Source organism: Pseudomonas sp. Tul2A7 (genome assembly GCF_054790505.1).
Window position 1 is genome coordinate 2568350 of the sequence record NZ_CP186499.1, and the last position, 24943, is coordinate 2593292.

Annotated in this window: 23 protein-coding genes and 1 riboswitch; of the genes, 10 read left to right on the top strand and 13 right to left on the bottom strand. The window is 59.6% G+C overall.

Annotation, left to right across the window (positions count from 1 at the left end):
• Positions 1 to 16: 16 nt before the first annotated feature.
• The 4 genes from ACOYXJ_RS11545 to ACOYXJ_RS11560 all read left to right on the top strand — a co-directional run bounded on the left by ACOYXJ_RS11545 (position 17) and on the right by ACOYXJ_RS11560 (position 3561).
• Positions 17 to 1786 (top strand): flavin monoamine oxidase family protein, encoded by a 1770-nt coding sequence (locus ACOYXJ_RS11545; RefSeq protein WP_460369532.1) that lies wholly within the window; start codon positions 17 to 19, stop codon positions 1784 to 1786.
• Positions 1787 to 1967: 181 nt separating this feature from the next.
• On the top strand, positions 1968 to 2126 hold the full coding sequence (locus ACOYXJ_RS11550; protein ID WP_191622624.1) for a hypothetical protein: 159 nt from the start codon (positions 1968 to 1970) through the stop codon (positions 2124 to 2126).
• A gap of 273 nt (positions 2127 to 2399) precedes the next feature.
• Positions 2400 to 2951, top strand: coding sequence for a cytochrome b (locus tag ACOYXJ_RS11555; protein WP_460369534.1), 552 nt, complete (start codon positions 2400 to 2402; stop codon positions 2949 to 2951).
• 31 nt (positions 2952 to 2982) lie between these two features.
• Positions 2983 to 3561, top strand: coding sequence for a YceI family protein (locus ACOYXJ_RS11560; protein WP_460369536.1), 579 nt, complete (start codon positions 2983 to 2985; stop codon positions 3559 to 3561).
• Positions 3562 to 3822: 261 nt separating this feature from the next.
• On the opposite strand, the gene ACOYXJ_RS11565 is transcribed toward ACOYXJ_RS11560, so the two are convergent.
• The 4 genes from ACOYXJ_RS11565 to ahcY form a co-directional block, all read right to left on the bottom strand.
• Positions 3823 to 5709 (bottom strand): DEAD/DEAH box helicase, encoded by a 1887-nt coding sequence (locus tag ACOYXJ_RS11565; protein ID WP_034153634.1) that lies wholly within the window; start codon positions 5707 to 5709, stop codon positions 3823 to 3825.
• Between the two features lie 222 nt (positions 5710 to 5931).
• Complete coding sequence (locus tag ACOYXJ_RS11570; RefSeq protein ID WP_460369538.1) at positions 5932 to 6744, bottom strand: substrate-binding periplasmic protein; 813 nt, start codon at positions 6742 to 6744, stop codon at positions 5932 to 5934.
• A 193-nt stretch (positions 6745 to 6937) separates the two neighbouring features.
• Positions 6938 to 7783 (bottom strand): methylenetetrahydrofolate reductase [NAD(P)H], encoded by an 846-nt coding sequence (gene metF, locus ACOYXJ_RS11575; RefSeq protein WP_007913720.1) that lies wholly within the window; start codon positions 7781 to 7783, stop codon positions 6938 to 6940.
• A gap of 156 nt (positions 7784 to 7939) precedes the next feature.
• On the bottom strand, positions 7940 to 9349 hold the full coding sequence (gene ahcY / locus ACOYXJ_RS11580; RefSeq protein WP_116028382.1) for an adenosylhomocysteinase: 1410 nt from the start codon (positions 9347 to 9349) through the stop codon (positions 7940 to 7942).
• A 23-nt stretch (positions 9350 to 9372) separates the two neighbouring features.
• Positions 9373 to 9472: riboswitch (S-adenosyl-L-homocysteine riboswitch) on the bottom strand.
• A 198-nt stretch (positions 9473 to 9670) separates the two neighbouring features.
• On the opposite strand from ahcY, the gene ACOYXJ_RS11585 reads away from it, so the two are divergent.
• Positions 9671 to 10078, top strand: coding sequence for an acyl-CoA thioesterase (locus ACOYXJ_RS11585; RefSeq protein ID WP_016984776.1), 408 nt, complete (start codon positions 9671 to 9673; stop codon positions 10076 to 10078).
• 173 nt (positions 10079 to 10251) lie between these two features.
• Positions 10252 to 11148 (top strand): formate/nitrite transporter family protein, encoded by an 897-nt coding sequence (locus ACOYXJ_RS11590; RefSeq protein ID WP_095121473.1) that lies wholly within the window; start codon positions 10252 to 10254, stop codon positions 11146 to 11148.
• Between the two features lie 2 nt (positions 11149 to 11150).
• Here the strand turns inward: ACOYXJ_RS11590 and ACOYXJ_RS11595 are convergent, their stop codons facing one another.
• Together ACOYXJ_RS11595 and ACOYXJ_RS11600 are read right to left on the bottom strand one after the other, a co-directional pair.
• Positions 11151 to 12401 (bottom strand): cation:dicarboxylate symporter family transporter, encoded by a 1251-nt coding sequence (locus ACOYXJ_RS11595; RefSeq protein ID WP_150793342.1) that lies wholly within the window; start codon positions 12399 to 12401, stop codon positions 11151 to 11153.
• 76 nt (positions 12402 to 12477) lie between these two features.
• Positions 12478 to 12891: a VOC family protein gene (locus tag ACOYXJ_RS11600; RefSeq protein WP_095112778.1), complete on the bottom strand. Its 414-nt coding sequence runs from the start codon at positions 12889 to 12891 to the stop codon at positions 12478 to 12480.
• Positions 12892 to 12982: 91 nt separating this feature from the next.
• Here ACOYXJ_RS11600 and ACOYXJ_RS11605 point away from each other — a divergent pair, with 91 nt between their 5' ends.
• A complete protein-coding gene (locus ACOYXJ_RS11605) occupies positions 12983 to 13846 on the top strand; it encodes a LysR family transcriptional regulator (protein ID WP_460369542.1) in 864 nt (287 codons plus the stop codon).
• A 31-nt stretch (positions 13847 to 13877) separates the two neighbouring features.
• On the opposite strand, the gene ACOYXJ_RS11610 is transcribed toward ACOYXJ_RS11605, so the two are convergent.
• Both ACOYXJ_RS11610 and ACOYXJ_RS11615 read right to left on the bottom strand, forming a co-directional pair.
• Entirely contained in the window at positions 13878 to 15140 is a 1263-nt protein-coding gene (locus ACOYXJ_RS11610) for a cation:proton antiporter (RefSeq protein WP_150793243.1), read from the bottom strand.
• Positions 15141 to 15538: 398 nt separating this feature from the next.
• Positions 15539 to 16708 carry an MFS transporter gene (locus ACOYXJ_RS11615; RefSeq protein ID WP_150793244.1) on the bottom strand — a complete coding sequence of 390 codons (1170 nt, stop codon included), beginning with the start codon at positions 16706 to 16708 and terminating at the stop codon, positions 15539 to 15541.
• Between the two features lie 320 nt (positions 16709 to 17028).
• On the opposite strand from ACOYXJ_RS11615, the gene ACOYXJ_RS11620 reads away from it, so the two are divergent.
• Complete coding sequence (locus tag ACOYXJ_RS11620) at positions 17029 to 17862, top strand: EamA family transporter (RefSeq protein ID WP_460369544.1); 834 nt, start codon at positions 17029 to 17031, stop codon at positions 17860 to 17862.
• A 39-nt stretch (positions 17863 to 17901) separates the two neighbouring features.
• The gene (locus ACOYXJ_RS11625; RefSeq protein ID WP_150729912.1) at positions 17902 to 18285 is read left to right on the top strand and encodes an MAPEG family protein; all 384 of its coding nucleotides are present in this window, start codon (positions 17902 to 17904) and stop codon (positions 18283 to 18285) included.
• 121 nt (positions 18286 to 18406) lie between these two features.
• Here the strand turns inward: ACOYXJ_RS11625 and mltA are convergent, their stop codons facing one another.
• Positions 18407 to 19585: a murein transglycosylase A gene (gene mltA / locus ACOYXJ_RS11630; protein WP_186616165.1), complete on the bottom strand. Its 1179-nt coding sequence runs from the start codon at positions 19583 to 19585 to the stop codon at positions 18407 to 18409.
• A 127-nt stretch (positions 19586 to 19712) separates the two neighbouring features.
• On the opposite strand from mltA, the gene ACOYXJ_RS11635 reads away from it, so the two are divergent.
• Positions 19713 to 20162, top strand: a complete 450-nt coding sequence (locus ACOYXJ_RS11635; protein WP_460369547.1) for a c-type cytochrome — start codon at positions 19713 to 19715, stop codon at positions 20160 to 20162.
• Between the two features lie 78 nt (positions 20163 to 20240).
• Here the strand turns inward: ACOYXJ_RS11635 and ACOYXJ_RS11640 are convergent, their stop codons facing one another.
• From ACOYXJ_RS11640 to ACOYXJ_RS11655, 4 genes are all read right to left on the bottom strand, one after another.
• Positions 20241 to 20636 (bottom strand): DUF1090 domain-containing protein, encoded by a 396-nt coding sequence (locus ACOYXJ_RS11640; RefSeq protein WP_077574858.1) that lies wholly within the window; start codon positions 20634 to 20636, stop codon positions 20241 to 20243.
• Between the two features lie 97 nt (positions 20637 to 20733).
• Complete coding sequence (gene ligB, locus ACOYXJ_RS11645) at positions 20734 to 22410, bottom strand: NAD-dependent DNA ligase LigB (protein WP_460369549.1); 1677 nt, start codon at positions 22408 to 22410, stop codon at positions 20734 to 20736.
• A 261-nt stretch (positions 22411 to 22671) separates the two neighbouring features.
• On the bottom strand, positions 22672 to 23862 hold the full coding sequence (metK, locus tag ACOYXJ_RS11650; RefSeq protein WP_016987231.1) for a methionine adenosyltransferase: 1191 nt from the start codon (positions 23860 to 23862) through the stop codon (positions 22672 to 22674).
• Between the two features lie 18 nt (positions 23863 to 23880).
• Positions 23881 to 24876 carry an ArsR/SmtB family transcription factor gene (locus ACOYXJ_RS11655; RefSeq protein WP_102901300.1) on the bottom strand — a complete coding sequence of 332 codons (996 nt, stop codon included), beginning with the start codon at positions 24874 to 24876 and terminating at the stop codon, positions 23881 to 23883.
• Between the last annotated feature and the right edge of the window lie 67 nt (positions 24877 to 24943).

The window sequence follows — 24943 nt, forward strand, 5'->3', positions numbered from 1 at the left end:
TTCCGGAGTTCGCTGAATGTCTGTCGGTTGGCTGCGCGCCTGTGCGCTGGTGATGTTGGGGCTGTTCAGCGTTACAGCGCTGGCCAAGGATAAAACTGCAATCGTGATCGGCGGCGGCCTGTCGGGCCTGACTGCCGCTTATGAACTGCAAAACAAAGGCTGGCAGGTCACCCTGCTGGAAGCCAAACCGAGTCTGGGCGGGCGCTCGGGCATGGCCACCAGCGAGTGGATCGGCAACGACAAGACGCAGCCGGTGCTGAACAAGTATGTTTCGACATTCAAGCTCGGTACCACGCCTGCGCCGGAATTCGTGCGGACCCCGGGCTACCTGATCGACGGCGAGTATTTCTCTGCCGCCGATCTGGCGACCAAGCAACCGGCCACCGCCGATGCCCTGAAGCGCTATCAGAAAACCCTCGACGATCTGGCGCGATCGATCGACGACCCGCAGAATCCGGCGGCGACCAGCACCCTGCACGCGCTGGACCAGATCACCGTGTCGAGCTGGCTCGACAAGCAGAACCTGCCGGCCACCGCGCGCCAGTTGATCAACCAGGACATCCGCACCCACTACGACGAGCCGTCGCGTCTGTCGCTGCTGTACTTCGCTCAGCAGAACCGCGTGTATCGCGGCATCTCCGACCGTGACCTGCGTGCTTCGCGTCTGGTCGGCGGCAGCCAGGTGCTGGCGCAGGCGTTCGTCAAGCAGATCAAAACGATCAAGACCAATTCGCCGGTGTCCGCGATCACTCAGGACAAGGACGGCGTGACCGTCAAGGTTGGCAGTGTTGGCTATCAGGCCGATTACGTTGTGCTGGCTGTGCCGCTGCGTGCACTGAACAAGATTGCTTTGACCCCGGCGCTGGATGCCCAGCACATGGCCGCGATCAAAGGCACCAACTACGGCTGGCGCGACCAGATCATGCTGAAGTTCAAGACGCCGGTGTGGGAAAGCAAGGCGCGCATGTCCGGCGAGATCTATAGCAACACCGGCCTCGGCATGTTGTGGATCGAGCCTGCCCTGAAGGGCGGCGCCAACGTGGTGATCAACCTGTCCGGCGACAATGCCCGCGTGATGCAGGCGTTCGGCGACAAGCAGATGGTCGATCAGGTGCTGATTCGTCTGCACGCGTTTTATCCACAGGCCCGTGGCTCGTTCACCGGTTATGAAATCCGTCGCTACAGCACCGACCCGTCGATGGGCGGCGCCTACCTAGCTTACGGCCCGGGCCAGATCAGCAAGTTCTGGCGCCTGTGGGAACGTCCGCTGCAACGCGTGACGTTCGCTGGCGAACACACCGACACCTTGTACCCGGGCACGCTGGAAGGCGCACTGCGCACCGGCCAGCGTGCGGCCAGTCAGGTTGAAGACTTGGCGGCGGGCAAATCGTTCGAACCGGCGAAAGTGCTGCCGGCTGCAGCAGCGGCAGGCGCGGCGGGTGCCGTGGCGGCGAAGAAGGGCAACTTCTTCAGCAACCTGTTTGGCGGTTCGGATGACGAGAAGAAGCCTGAGCCAGTGAAGGCGCCAGAGCCTGCTCCAGCTCCGGTTGCTCCAGCGCCTGCGCCAACCCCGGCACCTGCGCCTGCTCCGGTGGAAGCGCCGAAGCCAGCGACTCCGGTGAAAGCTGAGCCAGCGAAGAAAGCGGCAGCCAAGCCAGCGGCGAAGAAGCCTGCGGCTAAAACCGAGACGAAAAAGCCTGCGGCGAAACCGGCAGCAAAAAAGGCTGAGCCGGCGAAGAAGCCAGCGGCCAAGCCAGCGGCAACCACTGAGACCAAGGCGCAGTAAGCCTTTGCTTCAATAAAAAACGCGGCCTTCGGGTCGCGTTTTTTTTTCCTGCATTTTTGTCCTTCGCCATCCGGTCACGGAGCTTACTTGTGTACCGGAACCTTCCCACAAAGTACTCAGAGTGAGGTGATAGCGGGTGCCCCGGCGCCAATTCTATGCTGGGAAAAATAGGAGGCACTTGATGAAAACGTTCACGCTCATGCTTTTGCTGATTGCACTTCCCGGTTGCTCCAACGGGCGTTTCTTTCCTGGTGGTTATGGTTCAGAGCTCGCGCATAAATGCCAGATAGATCCCTACAGCGCCGATTGTCTGCAACCGCCGGCGATACTTCATAATTAATCAGCCATGAATAGAGGGCCGGTTACTTGAATAACTCTGTCCCGTTCGGCCGTTTCCCTCGGCCACCTTTGCTTGCGCTTGTGCAGGCGCCCGAGAGTTTCAGCAACGATCATTTGTCCAGACGTCCCACGCCGTAATCGCCTTTAATCTTTCCTTAACACGTCACTTCCAGACTCTTGATCGTATTTCTCGATATTTCAAAGCGAAATTTTCCGCTTTAATTCGATAGATAACTCGCTAGTCTTGGTTCGCAGTTCTCACAGGATTTGGGCAATGCAGCTACGTAACTCTTCTTCGCGCTATGGTTGGGTCAGCATCTTCATGCACTGGGGCGTGGCGCTGGTGGTCTTCGGGCTGTTCGCGCTGGGCTTGTGGATGGTCGGGCTGGATTACTACAGCAGCTGGCGCAAAGACGCGCCGGATCTGCACAAGAGCATCGGCCTGGTGTTGCTGGCCGTGATGGTGTTACGGGTGCTTTGGCGCTTTATCAGCCCACCGCCGCCGACGCTGCAAAGCTACAGCCGCATGACCCGTATCGGCGCAAAGTTTGGCCACGGGTTTCTGTATCTGGCGCTGTTCGCTGTGATGATTGCCGGTTACCTGATTTCCACCGCAGACGGTGTCGGGATCCCGGTGTTTGGCCTGTTTGAAGTTCCTGCACTGGTTTCCGGGCTACCGGATCAGGCAGATACCGCTGGGGTGATTCATCTCTGGCTGGCGTGGGCGCTGGTAATTTTTTCCGGTCTCCATGCGTTGGCAGCATTGAAGCACCACTTTATCGATCGTGATGCGACCCTGACACGAATGCTCGGTCGCAAAGCCTGAAGTTCAACCTCGACTCAAAGGAAAAGAAAGCATGTTGAAAAAGACTCTGGCCGCTCTGGCAATCGGTTCTGCACTGCTCTCGGCTGGTCAGGCCATGGCTGCGGATTACAAAATCGACAAGGAAGGCCAGCACGCCTTCGTTGACTGGAAAATCAGCCACCTGGGTTACAGCTTCATCCACGGTACTTTCAAAGACTTCGACGGTACATTCTCGTGGGATTCGGCCAAACCTGAAGCCAGCAAGATCTCGGTTGATGTGAAAACCGCCAGCCTGTGGTCGAACCACGCTGAACGTGACAAGCACATCGCCAGCAAAGACTTCCTGAACGTGGGCGAGTTCGCTGACGCCAAGTTCGTCTCTACTGCCGTTAAATCGACCGGTGAAAAGACTGCTGACGTGACTGGCGACCTGACCCTGCACGGCGTGACCAAGCCGGTGACCTTCAAGGCCACGTTCAATGGCGAGGGCAAGGATCCATGGGGCGGCGAGCGTGCTGGCTTCAACGCCAAGACCACCCTCAACCTGAACGATTTCGGGATCAAGGGCCCAGGTCCTACCTCGCAAACTGCGGATCTGGATATCTCGCTGGAAGGCGTGAAAGTTAAATAACTTTCGCCCCGCCACACAAAAACGCCCCCGGTTGAAAGGCCGGGGGCGTTTTTTATTGCCCGCCACACACACACACATCCCCTGTGGGAGCGAGCCTGCTCGCGAAGGCGACGGCTCAGTCAGTAATGATGTTGGCTGAATGACCGCTTTCGCGAGCAGGCTCGCTCCCACAGGGGATATGCGGTGATTCAGGGGTATTCGCTGCGGCAAAAAAATGCCCCGGCTCTTTCGAGGCGGGGCATCTTTTAGGGCGGCGTTAACTCAGCGATTGCGGGTCAGCAAGGCTGGTTTCTCGCCACGCGGGCGGCTTGGCAGTTGATCGAGCTGCTCAGGCGTCGGGAAGCGGTCGGCTTTCGATTCCTTGTGCATGATCTTCGGGCCGTTGCTGCGCGGGTTCTGCACGGCTGGCTCGCTGCGTGGCTGATCGTCACGGGCCGGACGGCGGTTGCGCGAGGACGAGGCGGAATCGTCGCGACGACCCGACTGACCATCACGCGGTGCGCCGTTGCGCGGGCCGCCGCTGCGTTTGGCTGGCGGGGTGCCGGTGCTCGAGCCGTTGCTGTTGCGCGGACCGTTCTGGCGACCCTGCGACTGACCGCCGCGTGGTGCGCCCGAACCTGCGCCAGCACCTTGAGCCGGTGCGCCTGGACGACGGCCGCGACCGCCAGCCGGGGCAGGCTTGGGCACGTAGTCAACGCGGTTGCCGAAGTTATCCACATCGTCGTCGAGGAACTCGTCCGGTGCACGATCAGCCGCCGCACGTGGCGGTTGGCTCGGGCGCTGTTCGCGGGCTGGAGTGCCTTCGCGCGGCTTCTGCTGACGGGCAGGACGCTCGCCACGTTCACCGGCCGGTTTTTCCTTGCCCTTGTCTTTGCCTTTGTCTTTACGACCGCCGCCACCGCCGCCGCCATTCGGCCCGTCGCCGCGTGGGCCACGTGGATTGCGCGGGTTGCGCACGTCCGGACGCTCACGCACTTCCGGCTTCTCGGCTTCAATGGTGCTCGAATCGAAGCCCATCAGGTCGCCGTCGGCGATTTTCTGCTTGGTCATGCGTTCGATGCTTTTCAGCAGTTTTTCTTCGTCCGGCGCGACCAGCGAAATCGCCTCGCCCGAACGACCGGCACGGCCCGTACGGCCGATACGGTGCACGTAATCTTCATCGACGTTCGGCAGTTCGAAGTTGACCACGTGTGGCAACTGATCGATGTCCAGACCGCGTGCGGCGATGTCGGTGGCAACCAGGATGCGCACCTGGTTGGCCTTGAAGTCGGCCAGCGCTTTGGTGCGCGCGTTCTGGCTCTTGTTACCGTGGATCGCCACAGCCGGCAGGCCGTGCTTGTCCAGGTACTCGGCCAGACGGTTGGCGCCGTGCTTGGTGCGGGTGAACACCAGCACCTGTTCCCAGGCGCCAGCGGTGATCAGGTGGGCCAGCAGCGCACGTTTGTGGCTGGCCGGCAGACGGAATACGCGTTGTTCGATGCGCTCGACCGTGGTGTTCGGCGGTGTCACTTCGATGCGTTCCGGGTTGTGCAGCAGCTTGCCGGCGAGGTCGGTGATGTCCTTGGAGAAGGTCGCCGAGAACAGCAGGTTCTGACGCTTGGACGGCAGGCGCGCGAGGACTTTCTTCACGTCGTGCACAAAACCCATGTCGAGCATGCGGTCGGCTTCGTCGAGGACGAGGATTTCCACGTGGGACAGGTCAACGCTGCCCTGGCCGCACAGATCGAGCAAACGACCCGGGCAGGCAACGAGCACGTCGACGCCACGGGACATGGCCTGAACCTGCGGGTTCATGCCGACGCCGCCGAAGATGCAGGCGCTGACGAATTTCAGGTCACGGGCGTAGATCTTGAAGCTCTCGTGAACCTGGGCCGCGAGTTCGCGGGTCGGGGTCAGGACCAGTACGCGCGGTTGGCGCGGGCCATGACGCTGGGATTTGTCCGGGTGACCGTTGGGGAACAACCGCTCCAGGATCGGAAGGGCGAAACCGCCGGTTTTACCGGTACCTGTCTGTGCCGCAACCATCAGGTCGCGACCTTGCAACACGGCGGGAATGGCCCGCTGTTGCACCGGAGTAGGCTCGGTATAGCCCGCATCTTCGATGGCGCGGACTAAAGCCTCGGAGAGACCGAGGGAAGCAAAGGACATGAGTAATCCTGTTTTAGTTAGGGCTTGGCCCAATGGGAGTCTTGCCTGGCGCGAATGGCGTTTAAGAGGACGCAATCCCGTCCGGTCCTGCTGCGGTTCCGAAGGCACGTCTGGAGCGCTCGCGCGGGCTGCAAAGCTGCGCTGTAGCGGGTCGAGAGGCCTGTTACGGTTCCGGGCGTCCGGGCGTGAGCCTGGCGGGAACGCCGGAGTATAACAGAGCAATCACTGCGCGCTGCTTTCCTGCTGCTCAACGGTTTTGCGGTTGGCCGTGGCTGAGTTCAGTGAAGGGCTGCCGGCGGGTGCGGCGCCGTAGCGTGCGCTCAGCTCGGCGTAAGCCGGTTCACGCTTGAATCGTTTGAGCTCGGCGCCAAACCGCTGCACCAGTAAATCCATGCCGGCATTGCGCCGAACCGCGAGAAACTGGCTCTGACGGCTAATAACGGTAGGGTTTTCGCTGATCTGATCGCGAATATTCAGCTCATCGAGCAAATGCTGACCGACGCGGCGATCAGTGATCAGCAAGTCGATGCGACCGCGCACCAGTTTGCCGAAGTTGGCTTCGTGGGTCGGGGCCGGCTCACGGGTAAACAATGTTGATTCGCTGAAGTCGGGGCTATAGAGATAACCCGGCGAAGTGCCGATGGTCAGGCCTTTGAGTTCTTCGAGTTTGCTGAACGGGTGCGGCCGGTTGTTGGCGTAGAACATCACGAACTCGACGTCCGACAGCGGTTCGCTCGGGTAGAGCAGGGTGGCGTCGCGCTCAGCGCTGTGAAAGATATCCAGAGCACCATCGGCCTGACCGGTTTCCAGCATCGACAGGCAACGCTTCCACGGCAGGAATTGCCATTCGACTTCAATGCCCAGTCGCTTGAAGACGATGGCCGTGGTTTCGTAATCCAGTCCGAGGTTCTTACCGTTCTCTTCATAGACGTAAGGCGCCCATGGCTCGGTGACAATACGCAGTTTCTCGCCTCGAGCGGCGAAGCTCAGGCAAGCAAAAACCAGCACGGCGAATAACTGCGTGATCAAAGGCATGGCTTGAGATTACGACGAGAAACGCGAAAGAGCCAGAAAGTGCCTGCACAAGCTCTGTTTCGGGCCTTTAAACGCAAAAGATCGCAGCCTTCGGCAGCTCCTGCACGGGATACGAAATCTCAATGTAGGAGCTGCCGAAGGCTGCGATCTCTTGATCTTGCTTGTCACTTTCAGCTTGAAGCTTGCCGCTGCTTCAACGAGGCAACTTCAGGTTATTCCAGATCGCCAGACTAGGCTCAGCCTGGTTCATGGAATAAAAATGCAGCCCCGGTGCGCCGCCCTGCAACAGGCGTTCGCACATCTCGCTGACGACTTGCTCACCAAAGCGCTGAATGCTCTGAGTGTCATCGCCGTAGGCTTCCAGTTGCTTGCGGATCCAGCGCGGGATTTCCGCACCGCAGGCATCGGAGAAGCGCGCGAGTTTGCTGTAGTTGGTGATCGGCATGATCCCCGGAACGATCGGCAGATCGACACCCTGCGCCTGCAAACGGTCGACGAAATAGAAGTAGCTGTCGGCGTTGAAGAAGTACTGGGTGATTGCGCTGTCGGCGCCGGCACGGGCCTTGCGCACGAAGTTGGCCAGATCGTCTTCGTAGTTGCGTGCTTGTGGATGCATCTCCGGGTAAGCGGCAACTTCGATGTGGAAATGATCGCCGGTTTCTTCACGAATGAATTCAACCAGTTCATTGGCGTGACGCAGCTCACCGCTGGTCATGCCCATGCCAGACGGCAGGTCACCACGCAGGGCGACGATGCGCTTGATGCCGGCCGCCTTGTACTCGTTCAGCAGGCCGCGCAGGTCGTCCTTGCTGTCGCCGACGCACGACAGATGCGGTGCGGCCGGGATTTTGACTTCGCTTTCCAGTTGCAGAACGGTGTTGAGGGTGCGATCACGGGTCGAACCACCAGCGCCATAGGTGCAGGAAAAGAAGTCGGGGTTGTAAGTGGCCAGCTGACGGGCAGTGGCGAGCAGTTTTTCATGCCCAGCATCGGTCTTGGTCGGGAAGAACTCGAAGCTGTAGCGACGGTCTTGGGACATGGTCATACCCTTGGAAACAAGAACCTTCGAGGCGCTGCAATCCCGTGTGGGAGCGAGCCTGCTCGCGAAAGCGCCGGGTCAGACAACACGGATGTTGAATGTTGAGACGCCTTCGCGAGCAGGCTCGCTCCCACAGGGAGAGCGAGCAAGCGCCTGTTAGTAGCGGTAAGCGTGCGGCTTGAACGGGCCTTCGACGGTCACGCCGATGTAGTCAGCCTGTTGCTTGGTCAGTTGGGTGACCACGCCGCCGAAGCCGCGAACCATTTCCAGGGCCACTTCTTCGTCGAGTTTCTTCGGCAGTACTTCAACGGTCAGGCGCTCGGCTTTCTGGGCTGGCGACAGGTCGGCGTACTTCTGGCCGAACAGGAAGATCTGCGCCAGAACCTGGTTGGCGAACGAACCGTCCATGATGCGGCTTGGGTGGCCAGTAGCGTTACCCAGGTTAACCAGACGGCCTTCGGCCAGCAGGATCAGGTAGTCGTCGTTCTGAGCATCGAAAGCGCCCGGGCCGGTACGGTGAATTTTGTGTACCTGCGGCTTCACTTCTTCCCATGCCCAGTTCTTGCGCATGAAAGCGGTGTCGATTTCGTTGTCGAAGTGACCGATGTTGCAGACAACAGCGCGCTTCTTCAGGGCTTTGAGCATGTTCGCGTCGCAAACATTGACGTTACCGGTGGTGGTCACGATCAGGTCGATCTTGCCCAGCAGCGCTTTGTCGATGCTTGCTTCGGAACCGTCGTTGATACCGTCGATGAACGGCGAAACCAGTTCGAAACCGTCCATGCACGCTTGCATGGCGCAGATCGGGTCAACTTCGGAGACTTTAACGATCATGCCTTCCTGACGCAGGGACTGAGCCGAGCCCTTGCCCACGTCACCGTAACCGATGACCAGCGCTTGCTTGCCGGACAGCAGGTGGTCGGTACCACGCTTGATCGCGTCGTTCAGGCTGTGACGGCAGCCGTACTTGTTGTCGTTCTTGGACTTGGTCACCGAGTCGTTGACGTTGATGGCCGGGATTTTCAGCTCGCCCTTGGCCAGCATGTCCAGCAGACGGTGTACGCCGGTGGTGGTTTCTTCGGTCACGCCGTGAACGCGATCCAGTACTTGTGGGTACTTGTCGTGCAGCAGCTGAGTCAGGTCGCCGCCGTCGTCGAGGATCATGTTGGCGTCCCATGGCGCGCCATCCTTCAGGATGGTTTGTTCCAGGCACCACTCGTACTCTTCTTCAGTTTCGCCTTTCCAGGCGAAAACCGGGATACCGGCAGCAGCGATAGCGGCAGCAGCCTGATCCTGAGTCGAGAAAATGTTGCACGACGACCAGCGTACTTCGGCACCCAGGGCAACCAGGGTTTCGATCAGCACGGCGGTCTGAATGGTCATGTGGATGCAGCCGAGGATCTTGGCGCCTTTCAACGGCTGTTCGCCGGAGTACTTGCGACGCAGACCCATCAGGGCCGGCATTTCCGATTCGGCGATGATGGTTTCGCGACGGCCCCAGGCAGCCAGGGACATGTCGGCAACTTTGTAATCGTTAAAATCTGCAGGCGTGATAACAGCGCTCATGAAGAGCCTCCATTCGTAATGTATGCGAATGGGCGCCGTTGTGCGTTTAGTGTCCAGCCTAAGGCCGGTCAACGCCCCATCCGAGCCTGACAGGTTGAACCTGCTGCAGCGCCCCTCGGACAGGTGGCGGGAAAACGGTAGCAAGTGAACGTTACCGTTTTGAAACGGTGGCGATTATAGCCGTCTAGACTGATCTTCCAAAGGGTTTCTGTCGGCCAGATGAAGATCGTTAATGACGACCATAGTCGAAGCCGCATGGAGCCTGACCGCTCAGTCTGCCAAGATACCGTCCATCGTTCGGCAAGACACTCAGGAGTGAAGATGAATTTCCACACCCGCAAATGGGTAAAACCCGAAGACCTCAACCCCAACGGCACCCTGTTCGGTGGCAGCCTGTTGCGCTGGATCGACGAAGAAGCGGCGATTTACGCCATCGTGCAGTTGGGCAATCAGCGCGTGGTGACCAAGTACATTTCCGAAATCAACTTCGTCAGCGCCTCGCGCCAGGGCGACATCATCGAACTGGGCATCACCGCCACCGAGTTCGGCCGCACCTCGATCACCCTGACTTGTGAAGTGCGCAACAAGATCACTCGCAAGAGCATTCTGACCGTTGAGAAGATGGTATTTGTGAACCTCGGTGAAGACGGCTTGCCGGCACCGCATGGCCGCACTGAAATCAAATATGTGAAAGATCAGTTCCAGGAAGATGAATTGGTCACCAAGTGACATCGGCGGTGCGCCCTTCGCGAGCAGGCTCGCTCCCACAGGTACAGCGTGAACCTGTGGGAGCGAGCCTGCTCGCGAAAGCGCTTTCAAAGTCACTGAAGATTGATCGGGTCACTGAACAGTCGTGAGCCGCGGGAGTCGTAGGTAAACACCACCCCCACGGTTCCCACGCCATGACCACTCCCACCGACGGCAAGACCCCCGATCTCTCGGCCAAAGAACAGCACGAAGTCGAGAAAAACCAGCCGCCCCGCGCGGCCGTTCTGCATGAAATCATCCGCTCTCAAGGCGATCAGGAACTGGAGCGCAGCATCGCCGCACTCTGGTGGTCGGCATTGGCAGCCGGGTTGACCATGGGCCTGTCGCTGATGGGCATGGGCCTGCTCAATTCGCGCCTGCCCGAGGGCGACGAATTCAAGGTGATCGCCAGCTTCGGTTACTGCGCAGGTTTTCTCGCGGTGATCCTTGCCCGTCAGCAACTGTTCACCGAAAACACCCTGACTGCAGTGCTGCCGGTCATGACCAAGCCGACCCTGCAAAACTTCGGACGGCTGATTCGCCTGTGGACGGTGGTGCTGGTCGGCAACCTGTGCGGCACGATTCTGGTCGCGTACGTGATGCTCGAACTGCCGATCTTCGACAGCAAGACCGACGTTGCCTTCCTCGAAATCGGCCGCAAGGTCATGGAAAACCACGCCAGCCAGATGTTCGCCAAAGGCATCGTGTCTGGCTGGATGATCGCCACCATGGTCTGGATGATTCCGTCCATGGAGAGCGCGAAGATGTGGATCATCATCCTCATCACCTACCTGATGGCGCTCGGCGACTTCACTCACATCGTGGTGGGTTCGGCCGAGGTGTCGTATCTGGTGTTTGCCGGCGAATTGCCGTGGAGTGATTTCTGGATGGTCTTCGCCGGGCCGACGCTGGCGGGGAACATCATTGGTGGCAGCTTTATCTTTGCGCTGATCAGCCATGCGCAGATTCGCAGCGAGAGCGGGGCGCCAAAGACGGATAAACCCGCCTCTGGCGAATCCCGCGAGGATGATTCAGACAGCAAAAGCCGATAGTTTCAGGCGTTGAACGGCGGGCTGACCGGTGACGCGGCCGGCTCGCTTTCAGGCGCCTTGAGCTGGCCTTCCCAACGCGCAATGACCAGCGGTGCCAGCGCGTTGCCCAACACGTTCAGCGCAGTCACCGGCATGTCCATCAACCGGTAAACGCCAGCGATGATCGCCACGCCTTCCACTGGCAATCCGGCGGCGGTCAGCGTTGCCGTCAGAATGATGAACATGAAGCCCGGCACGCCCGCCGCGCCTTTGGATGTCAGCACCATGATCAGCACCAGCATCGCCTGATCTGCCAGACCCAGGTCAATGCCATAAGCCTGAGCGATGAACAACGTGCCCAGCCCTGCAAACAGTGATGCGCCGTCCAGGTTGAACGAGTAACCCAATGGAATGACCATGCTGGTGATCGGACGCGGCGCCCCGTAGCGTTCCATTTTTTCGATCAACTGCGGCATCACCGTGGCCGAAGCAGCGCTGCTGTAGGCCAGCAGTAGTTCACTGCGTATTTCCCGAATCAGATGGAAAAAACGGATCCCGGCGATTCGTGCTACCAACCCCAGCACGCAGAATGCGAACAGCAGCACGGCTACGTAAGTGATGCCGATCAGCTTGGCCAGCGGCAGCAAGGCACTCAAACCGAAGCTGGCCACGGTCACGCCGATCAGGCCGAAGATGCCGATCGGCGAATAGTGCATGACCAGATGCGTGACCTTGAACATGGTGTCGGAAACCGCCTGCATCACCGCGATCAGCGGCGCCTTCTGTTGCTCGGGCAGCATCGACAAGGCGCAGCCGAACAGGATGGCAAAGAACAACACCGACAGCAGTTTGCCCTGCGACATGGCCAATACGATGTTGTCCGGGACGATGTTGACCAAGGTTCGACCCAGGTTCTGCGTTTCACCCGTAGCGGCCAGGCCGGTGACCGGTGCTTGCAAGGTGCTGCTGAAATCCGCGCCAGCGCCGGGCTGGAATACGTTGCCGATGATCAGCCCGAAGACGATGGCGATGCTGGTGATCGTGAAAAAATACACCAGTGTTTTTATCCCGACCCGTCCCAAGGCCTTGGTACTGCCCGCGCCGGCAATGCCAACGACCATGCAGGCAAAGACCAGCGGTACGACGATCATTTTCATCAGCCTGATAAACAGGTCGCCCGCCGGTTGCAGCAGGTTGTCGATAAACCAGGCTTTGTGTTCGGGAAACTGGTTGAGGAGGATGCCGACGACGACCCCGGCGGCGAGCCCGATCATGATGCGAGTGACCAGGCTGGTGGATGTTTTGCTACTCATGCTGTGCCCCTTTTTATTGTGTTTGTTGGGGTTGGAATCAATGCGCAAACAGACCGTTGAAGTCCTTGAAGCCTTTGACTTCGATCGGGTTGCCGCTGGGGTCAAGGAAGAACATCGTGCGTTGCTCGCCCGCTTCGCCGGCGAAACGAATCACCGGTGGGATTTCAAAGTGAGTGCCCAGGCGGTTCAGCCGCTCGGCCAGTTCCAGCCATTCCTCTAGCGGCAGCACCACGCCGAGGTGTGGCATCAGCACCTTGTGCTCGCCGACCTGCCCGGTGCGGGTTGTCGCGAAGGGTTTGCCCAGGTGCAGCGAGAGTTGATTGCCGAAAAAGTCGAAGTCGACCCACGTCTCTGTACTGCGGCCTTCAGTGCAGCCCAACACATCTCGATAAAAAGTCCGCGTCTGTTCCAGGTCGCAAACATGGTATGCAGCGTGAAAAGGTCTGTTCATGTGATAGCCCTGAGTGAAGGAACACACAGGTTAAACAGGCCATGCGGCGGGGCAAAACGGCTTCGCCTTGTTCTGAGCGAAAGGAAAACTTATGGACGTGCGCTTTCTTCAAAGCCTGATCGCAGTAGTTGAAACCGGTTCGATTGCGGCCGCCGCGCGCCGCGAAAACCGCACGGCGGCGGCGATCAGTCAGCGAGTTCAGGCTCTCGAACGGTCACTGGGTTATGCCTTGTTGGTGCGCACCGCGCATGCCGTACGGCCATCGGATCTCTGTCTGCAGGTGCTGCCGCAAATCAGGGCGATCATCGAACAGGCGCAGGCGTTGCAAAACGATCTGAACCACGATGCTCTGACGGGAGAGGTGAAAATTGGCGCGATCTCGACGGCGTTGACGGGTGTGTTGCCGGGGTTGATCGAGCGATTGGCATTTTCGGCGCCGGCGTTGAAGCTGAAGATCACGCCCGGGGATTCAAAAAGCCTTTACGAAAAAGTGCTGGCGGGCGAACTGGATGCGGCGATTCTGGTCAGGCCACCATTTCAGCCACCCAAGGCTCTGGCGCTGACCGTGCTTAAGATCGAGCCGTTGGTTCTGGTTGCTCCGGCCACGCACACCGGGCAATCGCTGGAAACATTGCTGCGTGCAGGTCCATTCATACGTTACGACGCGCGTTCATGGGGCGGGCAGATTGCACAGCGCTACCTCGACGAGCAGGCGATCGAGCCGAATGTGCTGTGTGAACTGGATGCGCTGGAAACCATCGTCATGCTCGTCAATCAGGGGATGGGAGTGTCACTGGTGCCGCAATGGGCCGGGATGGCGCTGGACGGAATGTATGTCCTGCCGGTGGAAAAGCAGCAGCGTTATTCGCGGGAACTGGTGGTGATGCACAGCTCGACGCCGCACCGCCCGTTGGCGATGCGACATCTGCTCGAATTACTCTGCGATCCGTCATGAAAGTACTCCACGACGGCGCCGCAGTGATGTGTCAGTGCGCGGTTTCGGTCGCAGCACTCGGCTCGTTGCGAGTCGCGTGCTTGACCAGTTTGCCGATGGTCAGGCCCTGCAACAGGATCGACGACAACACCACGATGTAAGTGATGCTCAGCAGCAGATCGCGCTCCGGGCCCAGCGGCAGGGCCAGCGCCAGTGCCACCGAAACACCGCCGCGCAAACCGCCCCAGGTCAGAATCCGGATGGTGCCGGCCGGCACTGTCCGCCAGCGGCGTAGCAGGACAATTGCCGGAGCTACGGTGAGCAGGCGTGAGAGCAGAATCGCCACCGCCAACAACCCTGCCGCTGCCATGTGCAGCCAGTTGAATGGCAGCAGCAACAGCTCCATACCGATCAGCGCGAACAGCAGCGCGTTGAGCATGTCATCGAGCAATTCCCAGAAACCGTCGAGATAGCGGCGGGTCATGTCATTCATCGCCAGATTGCGCCCGACGTTGCCGATGATCAGACCGGCCACCACCATCGCGATCGGCGCGGAAACGTGAATCTCCGTGGCCATCGCCGAACCGCCAATGACCAGCGCCAAGGTCAGCATCACAGTGATCTGATGCTGCTCGACGCTCTTGATCATTCGATAGACCAGATAACCGATCAGCCCGCCGAACAGCACACCGCCAATCGCCTCGTGAACGAACAACATCGCCGTGGCGCTGACGGTCGGGGTTTCGCCAAGTTGGGCGATGCCCAGCAATACGGTGAACACCACAACAGCTGTGCCGTCGTTGAACAGCGATTCGCCAACGATGGTGGTCTTCAGCGGCTTCGAGGCGTTGGCGGTACGCAGCACGCCGAGCACCGCAATCGGGTCGGTTGGCGAAATCAACGCGCCGAACAGCAAGCAATACAAGAAGCTCACGTGCCAGCCGAACAGGGCAAAAATGTAATAGGCGAGGCTGCCGATCACAGTGGTGGCGATCAACACGCCGAAGGTCGCCAACAGGCCGATGGGCCAGCGGTAGCTGCGCAGGTCGTTGAGGTTGACGTGCAAGGCGCCGGCGAACAGCAGGAAAGAGAGCATCCAGTTCATCAGCAGATCGCCAAAGTCGATCTGGCCGATCAGTTGCTGCACGCGTTCTTCGAGACCGGGATAGCCGAGCACGCTCAGGCCTTGCAGGATCAGCGAGAACAGCAGCGCGGTAACCATCACGCCGATGGTCGGCGGCAGGCCGATGAAGCGGAAGTTGACGAAAGTCAGGAGGGTGGTGAGGCAGATGAAAGCGGCGACAAGTTCAAGCATCCGGGGTCCTTTGGATGAGGGGTGAAAGATAGCGCACCGAATCTTTGGTGCAGGGGTTGGATGGGCTGAGAGCGACAGAGGGCACAAGCTTCCCTCACCCCAGCCCTCTCCCGGAGGGAGAGGGAGCCGACCTTATTGTCTCGCGGCATGCATCGACCTGAATAACCGAGTCGATTATGGATTCGGCAATGCGCGTTCAGGTAGGCGTACTTCTGAAGCCTCCCCCAATTAGTCCCCTCTCCCTCAGGGAGAGGGGGCAAACCGAGGTGTCTGGCGTCAGACATCGACCTGGAAGACCTTATCGCTTATGGATTCAGCAAAGCGGTTTCACGTCGGCGTATCTCTCAAATATCCCCCATTCAGTCCCCTCTCCCTCTGGGAGAGGGCTAGGGTGAGGGCTAGCCGGACACATTGACCGCAGCCGCTTCGCGACGTTGCAGATAGATAAAAAACAGCGCCGTCAGCACGGTCAATACGCCAACAAGCGCACCGGTCCACGGCAAGTCCGCCAGATCCGCGCCACTGGCAACCACCAGCCCGCCAATCCACGCCCCCGCCGCATTACCGAGGTTGAAAGCACTCTGATTCAATGTCGAGCCGAGGTTCGGCGCTTCATGGGCCTGATCGATGATCAGCAATTGCAGAATCGGGCACAGCGCAAAAGCGAAAATCCCCCACAGCACCAAGGTGATCGCCGCCGGCACCACCGAACGGCTGGTCTGACTGAACGCCGCCAGAATCACCACCACCGCCAGGGCCACACCGACCAGCGACGGCAACAAACGGCTATCAGCCAGACGCCCGCCGAGCATGCTGCCACCGGTCAAACCGACGCCGAACAACAGCAGCATCGCCGTGACGCCGTGCGGGCTGACGCCGGTGATGTCCTGCAGGATCGGCGCGATGTAGGTGAACACGCTGAACAGGCTGGTCGAGGCCAACACGCTCATGCCCAGCGCCAGCAACACATTGACCTTGCCCAGCACCTTGAATTCGCTGGCGAGGTTGGCCTTGTCCATCGGGATGTGTTTCGGCAACCACAGCCACTGCGCCAGGGCGGCGACGACACCAATCACCGAGACCGCCCAGAAAGTCGAACGCCAGCCGGCGTATTGCCCGAGCGCCGTGCCCAATGGCACGCCGAGGACGTTGGCCAGTGTCAGGCCGGTGAACATCATCGCAATCGCCTGCGCGCGTTTGTTCGGCGCCACCAGTCCGGCGGCGACCACCGAGCCAATGCCGAAGAACGCGCCGTGACAGAGGGCGGTGACAACGCGAGCGGCCATCAGCGTCGCGTAGTTCGGCGCCAGGGCGCAGAGCACGTTGCCGAGGATGAACATCAGCGTCATGCCCAGCAGCGTCGCTTTGCGCGGCATGTTCGCGGTGCCGATCGCCAGGATTGGCGCGCCGAACACCACGCCAAGTGCGTATCCGGTGATCAGCAGACCCGCGTGAGGAATGCTCACGGCGAGGTCGCGGGCGACGTCGGGCAGCAGGCCCATGATGACGAATTCGGTGGTGCCGATGCCGAACGCGGCAACAGCGAGTGCAAGCAAGGCGAGTGGCATGCGCAAGGTCTCTGTCGGTAGTCTTGACGCTTTGATCAGGCATACGCAGGCCGACGACCGATCTCGAAGAAGGGCGGTGCAGGCAGGAATTATTGGTATTTTTCTGTGCGCAACTGAGTGCGGCGTGGTCGCCTGCAGTATAAACAGCTGCTGACACATCGCGAATCAATAATCTGACTATTCGACGATTCACTGTAGGAGCTGCCGCAGGCTCGGGCCGCGTTCGGACGATCTTTTGATCTTGCTGTTAAAAATCAGAATCAAAGATCGCAGCCTGCGGCAGCTCCTGCATGGGGACTCATAAAAATAAGGGGTAAGACGTGCTGGCGACGGGGTTGGTATTGATGGCGGCGCTGTTGCATGCGACGTGGAATACATTGATCAAATTCAGCGCCGAACGGTTGCTGGTGGTGGCGTGCATGGACACCGTGGCGTTGCTGGTCGTCGCCATCGCGCTGCCATTCGTGAGCTTGCCGCCCATGGATATCTGGCCGTGGATTCTGGCGTCGGCAGCGTTTGAATTGCTGTATCGCTACCTGCTGATTCAGGCTTATCGGGTCGGCGATCTGGGCCTGGTGTATCCGCTGATGCGCGGACTATCGCCGCTGGTGGTGCTGGCGCTGACCTTGATCTTCGCCGGTGAAGTGCTCACCACCCAGCAGATTTTCGGCATCATGCTGATTCCGTTGGGCATGGTTTGTCTGTTGTGGCAGGGCGGTGGCGGCAAGCATTTGCCATGGTCGATGCTGCCGGTGGTGGCGTTGATCGGCCTGTGTATCGGTTGCTACACCTACATCGATGGCCAGGCGTTGCGGCGCTGGTCGCATCCGCTCGATTACCTGGTCTGGGTCACGCTGCTCAGCGCCTGGCCGTTTCCGTTGCTGGCGTGGGTCGCCAAGCGTCCGGCGTTCATGCAGTTCTGGCGTGAGCAATGGAAGCTGGGGCTGGCGGTGGGCTTCTGCGTATTGGCCAGCTACGCTCTGGTGCTGTGGGCGATGCAGTTGGGCTCGATTGCGGAAGCGGCGACATTGCGCGAGATCAGCGTGATTCTGGTGGTGCTGTTCGGCATGCGCTACCTCAAAGAACCTTTTGGCCGGCCGCGGCTCTTAGCCTGTGGGCTGGTGCTGATCGGCATGTTGGTGATGAAGTTCTGACCGCCCGCGAATTCTATAACTCGAAAAAAGGACGGCGTTATGACGGTGGCTCTGTGGTGTGTGTTGATCGCGATTTTTCTGCCATATGTGTGCACGATTGTGGCCAAGGTCTCGGGCGGTTTCAGGCTGGGGGATAATCATGATCCCCGGGATTTCCTTGATAGCGTGGGTGGCGTGGCCCGTCGGGCGCACGCGGCACAACTGAACAGCTTTGAAGTGATGCCGGCGTTTGCAGCGGCGGTGATCGTCGCGCACCTGGTGGGGACGGCGGAGTTGGTGACGGTCAATGTGCTGGCGGTGCTGTTTATCACCAGTCGCCTGCTGTACATCATTTGCTATCTGGCGGACTGGGCGATCTTGCGGTCGCTGGTGTGGTTTGTGGGGATGGGGTTGATTGCTTCGTTCTTCTTCGTGTCGGTCTGATACTCGGGTGTTGCTGATGGTCTCTTCGCGAGCAGGCTCGCTCCCACATGGATATGCAGTCCAACTGTGGGAGCGAGCCTGCTCGCGAAAGCCATTGTTCACACGACAAAAATCCTAAGGGTTACTTCTTCTCTGTATCAGCCACCTGCGGCACTTGTGGCAGCGCTGCACCTTTAGGCCAAAGCATCCAGATCTGCCCCTGCTGCTTCATGTCCCCGGCCAGTTGCCCGGCCGCATCACCGGTGCCCCAGAACAGATCTGCACGGACCTCACCGGCAATCGCGCCGCCGGTGTCCTGTGCCGCCACCGGGCGGACCAGTGCAGTGCCATCCGGTTTTGTGGTTGATAGCCACAACAGGCTGCCCAACGGAATTACCTTGCGATCCACCGCTGCGCTGTAACCAGCCGTTAGCGGCACGTTCAGCGAACCGCGCGGGCCTTCGTTGCTGTCCGGGTTGCGGGTGAAGAACACATAGCTCGGGTTACTGCCAAGCAGTTCGGGAATGCGCGACGGATTGGCCTTGGCCCAGTTGCTGATCGCGTTCATGGTCACGTCTTCTTTCTTCAGCTCACCTTGCTCGACCAGCCAGCGGCCGATTGGGCGGTACGGGTGGCCGTTCTGATCGGCGTAGGCGATGCGCAGCTGTTTGCCGTCCTCGGTCTGAATGCGTCCGGAGCCTTGAATCTGCAGGAATTGCAGATTCATCGGGTCGGTCAGGTAGGCCACCACGGGGGCCTTCACACCTTTGGATTCGATGGTTGCTGCGTCGTCGTAAGGTTTGAGCACTCGACCTTCGAGGCGACCGCGCAGGCGTTTGCCTTTGAGTTCGGGATAAATGCTGTCGAGCGAGACGATGATCATGTCTTCCGGCACGCCATACACCGGCACGTTGGCCACGTCGGTGGGCGTCAGGCTGCCGGGGTAGACTGGCTCGTAGTAGCCGGTGATCAACCCGTTGGGGTTATCGTTTTCAGCGCGCAGGCCGTAGACATCGAGATTCTGTTTGAGGAACGCACGAATCTCTGCGGCGCTCTGCGGCACATTGGCCGCTGCTGCACAGGTTGTGCCCCAGACCGCGTCAGCCTTGAGTCGGGTGCAGGCGCTGCGCCACGAACCGAAACCGGCGACCAGATCGCTATCGGACACTGCTGGCAAGGCCTCCCAAGTGGCGCTGGAATAAGTGGCCAGCGCATGGGTTTTTGGCTTGGCGGTGTCACCACCGGTGCAGCCAGCGAGGATCGCCAACAGTGGAAGCGTGACGATCAGCGGGTGACGCCAGGCCTTGAGACGGCTATTCATGGAGTAATTCCTGTGCCGGTTGTCCGAGTGCTCCATGCGTTCGAACAACCCGTATTTTAATAGGGCTATTGGTGTTTGGTGGTGACGCGAGGATACTGGCCGCCGAATTCCGTGACCTGAAGCCACCATGACTCTTAAAAGCATTTCTGTTGTATTGCTGGCCTGTCTGACCTTGTCCGCCTGTGGCGGTGTCGATCCGAATTCTCCGTTGGGCCAACGCAAAGCGATCTTCAAGCAAATGCTCAAAACCGGCGAAGACCTGGGCGGCATGTTGCGTGGGCGTATTCCGTTCGACGGGCCGAAGTTCGCCGACGGCGCGCTCAAACTCGATGCGTTGTCCCATGAACCGTGGAAGCATTTTCCGCAGGTTCGCGAAGAAGATCACACCAGCGCCAAGGACGATGTCTGGCAGAAGCAGGCGCAGTTTCAGGAAATGGCCCGCACCCTGGAAGCGGCCACCGGTGAATTGGTGATCGCCAGCCAGGTTCAGCCGTACAAGGCCAGCAACCTCGGGCCGGCGGTGCAGAAAGTTGAAGATGCCTGCAGCGCTTGCCATAAACAGTTTCGCGATCATTGATATTTAAAAGATCGCAGCCTGCGGCAGTTCCTACCCTGATCAATGTATGAGCTGCCGCAGGCTGCGATCTTTTGATTTTTACTTATCGATTTCGTCCAGCGCATCCTGCAGTTCTTTGCGCGACTCGGCCAGCTTGTCTTTGCGCTTGTTGATCTTCTCCGGATCGCCTTTTTTCATGGCTTTGTCGAGATCAGCCTGACGCTTGCTCACTTCGTGCTTGGCTTCGAGCACCTTGTTTTCGCGTTCTTTCTTCAGGCCGGCGTCGGTGCAGTGTTCGGTCACTTCACGCAAGGCCGTTTCCAGGCCTGCCTGCTGATCGGCGTTGCCGCGCGACTTGGCCTGTTCGATCTGATTCATGATGCCCTGCTTCTTGGCAGCGCAACCGGTCAGGCCCGGGGCGTCTTCGTCGGCCATGACAGGGGCGGCCATCACGCCGCAAAGGGTCAGCATGGCGAGCGGTGCGAGAAATTTCATAAAAGCTCCATGTGCAAAGGCAATCGGGTCGGTCAGGCACTGCGCTGTTGGAGCGCCTCAGTGACCGATGGGTTCCCGGCGCGCCGGGATTGCGTAGTCAGAAACCGTCGATTCCGGCGGCATGTAGGGTTTCGCTCAAGGCCAGCACCTGCGGATCGCGAAAGAATGCGCTTAATTGCGCTGCGCGTCCCGGGCCGATACCGGCTTCGGCCTGCCATTGTTCGGTGTCGCGTTGTGCCAGCGCCTGCCACGAATCAGGCAGTTGTGCCTGACCGGTTGGCGGCAAGCCCAAGGCTTTGAGCCATTGGGCGAACGGCCGCTGGCGAGCGCTGTGAAAGCTGTTCATCAGGCGTTCGCTGCTGCGTTCGCCGAAGCCGGCAATGTTAGCAAGCTCCGGCCCCTCGAGGGTCAACCAATCCAGCAGGTTGTTCACGCGGCCTGTTTCGAAAAGTTTCTCCCAAGTGCCACGACCGACATGTTGCAGCGCCAGCCCTTGTTTGCCACTGAGCCAGGTCAGGCGCGCGAGAAACTGGCTTTCGCAGCCGGGCGTGGGTTGCCAGCAGCTCAAGGTGTGGAAGTCGTCGGCGTTGGGGATGTTGAGGTCTGGGCGTTCGGCGGCGCGCAGCACCACGCTGTCGAGCCGTGGGATGGTCAGGCCGGCGAGGCTGATTGCCACTTGGTCGCCGGGGCGGATATCCAGGTCTTGCCAGCGTTTGAAGGAACTGGCGCTGACCCGTTTGATTTCCCGGTCATCGAGCATGACGGGTTTGAGTTCGAGTACTGGCGTGATACGCCCGGTGCGCCCGATCTTGAAGTTGACCTTGCGCACTTCGGCCAGCGCTTGAGCAAAAGGATACTTCCACGCAACTGCCCAATACGGAGCGCGAGCCTGCCAGCGCTCGGCGGGTGGTCGTTGGCTCTGGCGCAATACCACGCCGTCAGTGGCAAAGGGGATGGGTGATCGATACCAGTGATCGCGCCATTTCTGTGCTGCAGCAAAGTCGGCGACAGGATGACTGTACGGTTCAATCGTGGCGAAACCCAGCGTCGCCAACGTGGCTATTCGCTCGGGCAATCGCGCTGGGCCTTGTGGCCAGTCCCAGACGAACAGTCCGATACCGGTGGCTTGCTCGGCATCCAGGGTTTTGCGTCCCATCAGGCCCGCGACGGTGGAGCGAGCGTTAACGCTGCCGGATCGAGCTTGCACGTGCTCGTTCAAGCGCCAGTAGAGTTCGCCCTGCACCAGCAGATCCAATGGTTGTGTCAGGCGTTGAGGAATGGCGCCGATCTTCTGCGCTGATGGCGTCCAGTCTTGCCCACGAACCCCGTCACCGCGACTGATGACCTGTTGCAAAACGCCCGCGCGATAAATCAACGTCACTGCGACGCCGTCGACTTTGGGTTGTATCCAGACGTCCTTGCGATCACGTAGCCAGGCTCCCGCGGCCTCATCTTTGTGGATTTTATCCAGGCCGGTATGGGCGATGGGGTGCGCGTTTGAGCCTGAAACTGTGCGCAAAGGATCGAGTGGCGAGGGCAGTTTGAAACACGCTCGCCACTCGTTCAGTTGCGCAAGGGATTGATCGTAGAGCTCATCGGCAATCAGTGAGCGGCCTTCGCGGTGGTAGGCGTCGTCCCATTGGTTGATCTGTTTTTGCAGGGTAGTGATTTCGCGTTGGGCTTGGGGCGCAGGCCAGTTCGGGCAGGTGGCTTGGGCGCTGAACGTTGCAGACATCAGCAGGAAAATAAATATCAGGCGCAGCGTGGCAAGCATCGTGAGCGTCCTTGCTCAAGGGGAGTGTTTGAAGGTTAGGTGAAGATATTTACTCTGCCGGGTGGGTGTTTTACCGCTTGTTTCTTTGCAGGGAAAACAGCCCCTCACCCTAACCCTCTCCCGGGGAGAGAGGGGACTGACCGAGTGGTTTGCTGGATATGCATCGACCTGAACGTTATGAGTTGAACTCCGGAATTCAGACATGAAAAAGCCCCGCACGGCGCGAACCGTGCGGGGCTTTTTTGTACCGCCGGGGAAGTCTTACAGACCAGCAGCAGAACGCAGGGCGTCGGCGCGGTCGGTTTTTTCCCAGGTGAAGGTGGTGAAGGTGTCTTCGCCAACAGTCTTGGTCTCTGGCGTGCGACCGAAGTGGCCGTACGCTGCAGTTTCCTGGTACATCGGGTGCAGCAGATCGAGCATGGTGGTGATTGCGTATGGACGCAGGTCGAACACTTCACGCACCAGTTTGACGATCTTGTCATCGCTGATCTTGCCGGTGCCGAAGGTGTTCAGCGAGATCGAAGTAGGCTGAGCCACACCAATCGCGTAGGAAACCTGAATCTCGCAACGCTCGGCCAGGCCGGCAGCGACGATGTTCTTGGCAACATAACGGCCAGCGTAGGCAGCCGAACGGTCAACCTTCGATGGATCTTTACCGGAGAACGCGCCGCCGCCGTGACGGGCCATGCCGCCGTAGCTGTCGACGATGATCTTGCGACCGGTCAGACCGCAGTCACCTACCGGGCCGCCAATGATGAACTGGCCGGTCGGGTTGATGTGGAACTGGGTGTCTTTGCTCAGCAGTTCGGCAGGCAGCACGTGCTTGACGATCAGCTCCATCACGCCTTCGCGCAGGTCTTTGTACGACACTTCAGGGTTGTGCTGTGTCGACAGAACAACAGCGTCGATACCGACAACCTTGCCGCCTTCGTAACGGCAAGTCACTTGCGACTTGGCGTCCGGACGCAGCCAAGGCAGCAGACCCGATTTACGGGCTTCGGCCTGGCGCTGTACCAGTTGGTGCGAGAAGGTAATCGGTGCTGGCATCAAAACGTCGGTTTCGTTGCTGGCATAGCCGAACATCAGGCCCTGGTCGCCGGCGCCCTGATCTTCAGGCTTGGCACGGTCAACACCTTGGTTGATGTCTGGGGATTGCTTGCCGATGATGTTCATCACGCCGCAGGTCGCGCCGTCGAAGCCGACGTCGGAGCTGTTATAGCCGATGTCGAGAATCACGTTACGCACGATCTCTTCCAGATCGACCCAGGCGCTGGTGGTCACTTCACCGGCAACGATTGCCACGCCAGTCTTGACCAGGGTTTCCACGGCAACACGTGCGTGTTTGTCCTGGGTAATGATGGCGTCCAGCACCGCATCGGAAATCTGGTCGGCGATTTTGTCCGGATGCCCTTCGGACACGGACTCGGAGGTGAAGAGGGAGTATTCGCTCATCTCGATGTTTTCCTGAATTTACCGATGGTGAGTGTCGCCAGCCGGTCGCTGAAAGTGGCGGACCTGGATCTGGAAACCATTACGTAAGCCTACATAGAGGCTTTCCCCGGGAACGAGTCCCGCAGCGGTGGCCCAACGGGCCAAATCGTCCTGTTCAAACCCCAACCACAGATCACCGCAGGCCTCCCTGGCCCAACTCTGGTTGTGGCTACATAACTCTGTCACGAGCAGACTACCGCCCGGTTGCAGCAGGTCGGCCATGTGCTTGAGCGCATCGGCCGGCGCGGCGAAATGGTGCAACACCATGTTCAACACCACGCAATCGGCCTGAAGGCTTGTGCCATTCAATGCATCGGCCAATTGCAGGCTGACGTTAGCCAGCTGTTCACGAACGCAAACCTGACGCGCCAGTTCGAGCATCGCCGGGCTGTTGTCCAGCGCGGTTACGGTGCCGAAGCGACGCGCCAGTTCCGGCAGAAAAGCACCATCGCCGGGGCCGACTTCAATGGCCGTGGCAGCGCCATCGAAGTTCAGTTTGTCGAGCAGGGCCAGCACGCTGTCACGGTACTGCGGCAAGCCTGCGATCAAGTCTTGCTGGGCACGGAATTTCTCCGCGACCCGGGCGAAAAAGTCCTGACTGGCGGCGGCACGCTGGCCGTGAACCTGCTCGATGCGCGCTTGCACATCGTCAGGCAGATCCAGATTGTCGACTTCTTCTAACAATGCCGCGTGCAACTTGCCGCCGAGCAGTTCGGTGTGGGGCAGGGCGCGGCGATAGAAAATCGCGTTGCCTTCACGGCGCGTCGCCACCAGGTCGGCTTGTGCCAGTACCTTGAGGTGATGACTCATGCCGGACTGGCCAATGCCGAAAATCTGCGCCAGTTCCAGAACACCGAACGAATCGTTGGCCAATGCGCGCAGTACATTCAGCCGCAACGGATCGCCGCCGGCCTTGCACAGGGCCGCCAGCTCGTCGCAATCGTCATGGCGAATGGAAGGCACGCGTAAATTCATAGGGCCGCAGTCTAGAGACGGGGGGAATTCATCGCAAGGGCAATATCAAAAAGTTTTGATATTGCTC

What these genes read in the sequence shown, in the direction of transcription:
- ACOYXJ_RS11545 (WP_460369532.1), top strand. Translation starts at nt 17, where the DNA reads ATGTCTGTCGGTTGGCTGCGCGCCTGTGCGCTGGTGATGTTGGGGCTG.
- ACOYXJ_RS11550 (WP_191622624.1), top strand. Translation starts at nt 1,968, where the DNA reads ATGAAAACGTTCACGCTCATGCTTTTGCTGATTGCACTTCCCGGTTGC.
- ACOYXJ_RS11555 (WP_460369534.1), top strand. Translation starts at nt 2,400, where the DNA reads ATGCAGCTACGTAACTCTTCTTCGCGCTATGGTTGGGTCAGCATCTTC.
- ACOYXJ_RS11560 (WP_460369536.1), top strand. Translation starts at nt 2,983, where the DNA reads ATGTTGAAAAAGACTCTGGCCGCTCTGGCAATCGGTTCTGCACTGCTC.
- ACOYXJ_RS11565 (WP_034153634.1), bottom strand. Translation starts at nt 5,709, where the DNA reads ATGTCCTTTGCTTCCCTCGGTCTCTCCGAGGCTTTAGTCCGCGCCATC.
- ACOYXJ_RS11570 (WP_460369538.1), bottom strand. Translation starts at nt 6,744, where the DNA reads ATGCCTTTGATCACGCAGTTATTCGCCGTGCTGGTTTTTGCTTGCCTG.
- metF (WP_007913720.1), bottom strand. Translation starts at nt 7,783, where the DNA reads ATGTCCCAAGACCGTCGCTACAGCTTCGAGTTCTTCCCGACCAAGACC.
- ahcY (WP_116028382.1), bottom strand. Translation starts at nt 9,349, where the DNA reads ATGAGCGCTGTTATCACGCCTGCAGATTTTAACGATTACAAAGTTGCC.
- ACOYXJ_RS11585 (WP_016984776.1), top strand. Translation starts at nt 9,671, where the DNA reads ATGAATTTCCACACCCGCAAATGGGTAAAACCCGAAGACCTCAACCCC.
- ACOYXJ_RS11590 (WP_095121473.1), top strand. Translation starts at nt 10,252, where the DNA reads ATGACCACTCCCACCGACGGCAAGACCCCCGATCTCTCGGCCAAAGAA.
- ACOYXJ_RS11595 (WP_150793342.1), bottom strand. Translation starts at nt 12,401, where the DNA reads ATGATCGGGCTCGCCGCCGGGGTCGTCGTCGGCATCCTCCTCAACCAG.
- ACOYXJ_RS11600 (WP_095112778.1), bottom strand. Translation starts at nt 12,891, where the DNA reads ATGAACAGACCTTTTCACGCTGCATACCATGTTTGCGACCTGGAACAG.
- ACOYXJ_RS11605 (WP_460369542.1), top strand. Translation starts at nt 12,983, where the DNA reads ATGGACGTGCGCTTTCTTCAAAGCCTGATCGCAGTAGTTGAAACCGGT.
- ACOYXJ_RS11610 (WP_150793243.1), bottom strand. Translation starts at nt 15,140, where the DNA reads ATGCTTGAACTTGTCGCCGCTTTCATCTGCCTCACCACCCTCCTGACT.
- ACOYXJ_RS11615 (WP_150793244.1), bottom strand. Translation starts at nt 16,708, where the DNA reads ATGCCACTCGCCTTGCTTGCACTCGCTGTTGCCGCGTTCGGCATCGGC.
- ACOYXJ_RS11625 (WP_150729912.1), top strand. Translation starts at nt 17,902, where the DNA reads ATGACGGTGGCTCTGTGGTGTGTGTTGATCGCGATTTTTCTGCCATAT.
- mltA (WP_186616165.1), bottom strand. Translation starts at nt 19,585, where the DNA reads ATGAATAGCCGTCTCAAGGCCTGGCGTCACCCGCTGATCGTCACGCTT.
- ACOYXJ_RS11635 (WP_460369547.1), top strand. Translation starts at nt 19,713, where the DNA reads ATGACTCTTAAAAGCATTTCTGTTGTATTGCTGGCCTGTCTGACCTTG.
- ACOYXJ_RS11640 (WP_077574858.1), bottom strand. Translation starts at nt 20,636, where the DNA reads ATGAAATTTCTCGCACCGCTCGCCATGCTGACCCTTTGCGGCGTGATG.
- ligB (WP_460369549.1), bottom strand. Translation starts at nt 22,410, where the DNA reads ATGCTTGCCACGCTGCGCCTGATATTTATTTTCCTGCTGATGTCTGCA.
- metK (WP_016987231.1), bottom strand. Translation starts at nt 23,862, where the DNA reads ATGAGCGAATACTCCCTCTTCACCTCCGAGTCCGTGTCCGAAGGGCAT.
- ACOYXJ_RS11655 (WP_102901300.1), bottom strand. Translation starts at nt 24,876, where the DNA reads ATGAATTTACGCGTGCCTTCCATTCGCCATGACGATTGCGACGAGCTG.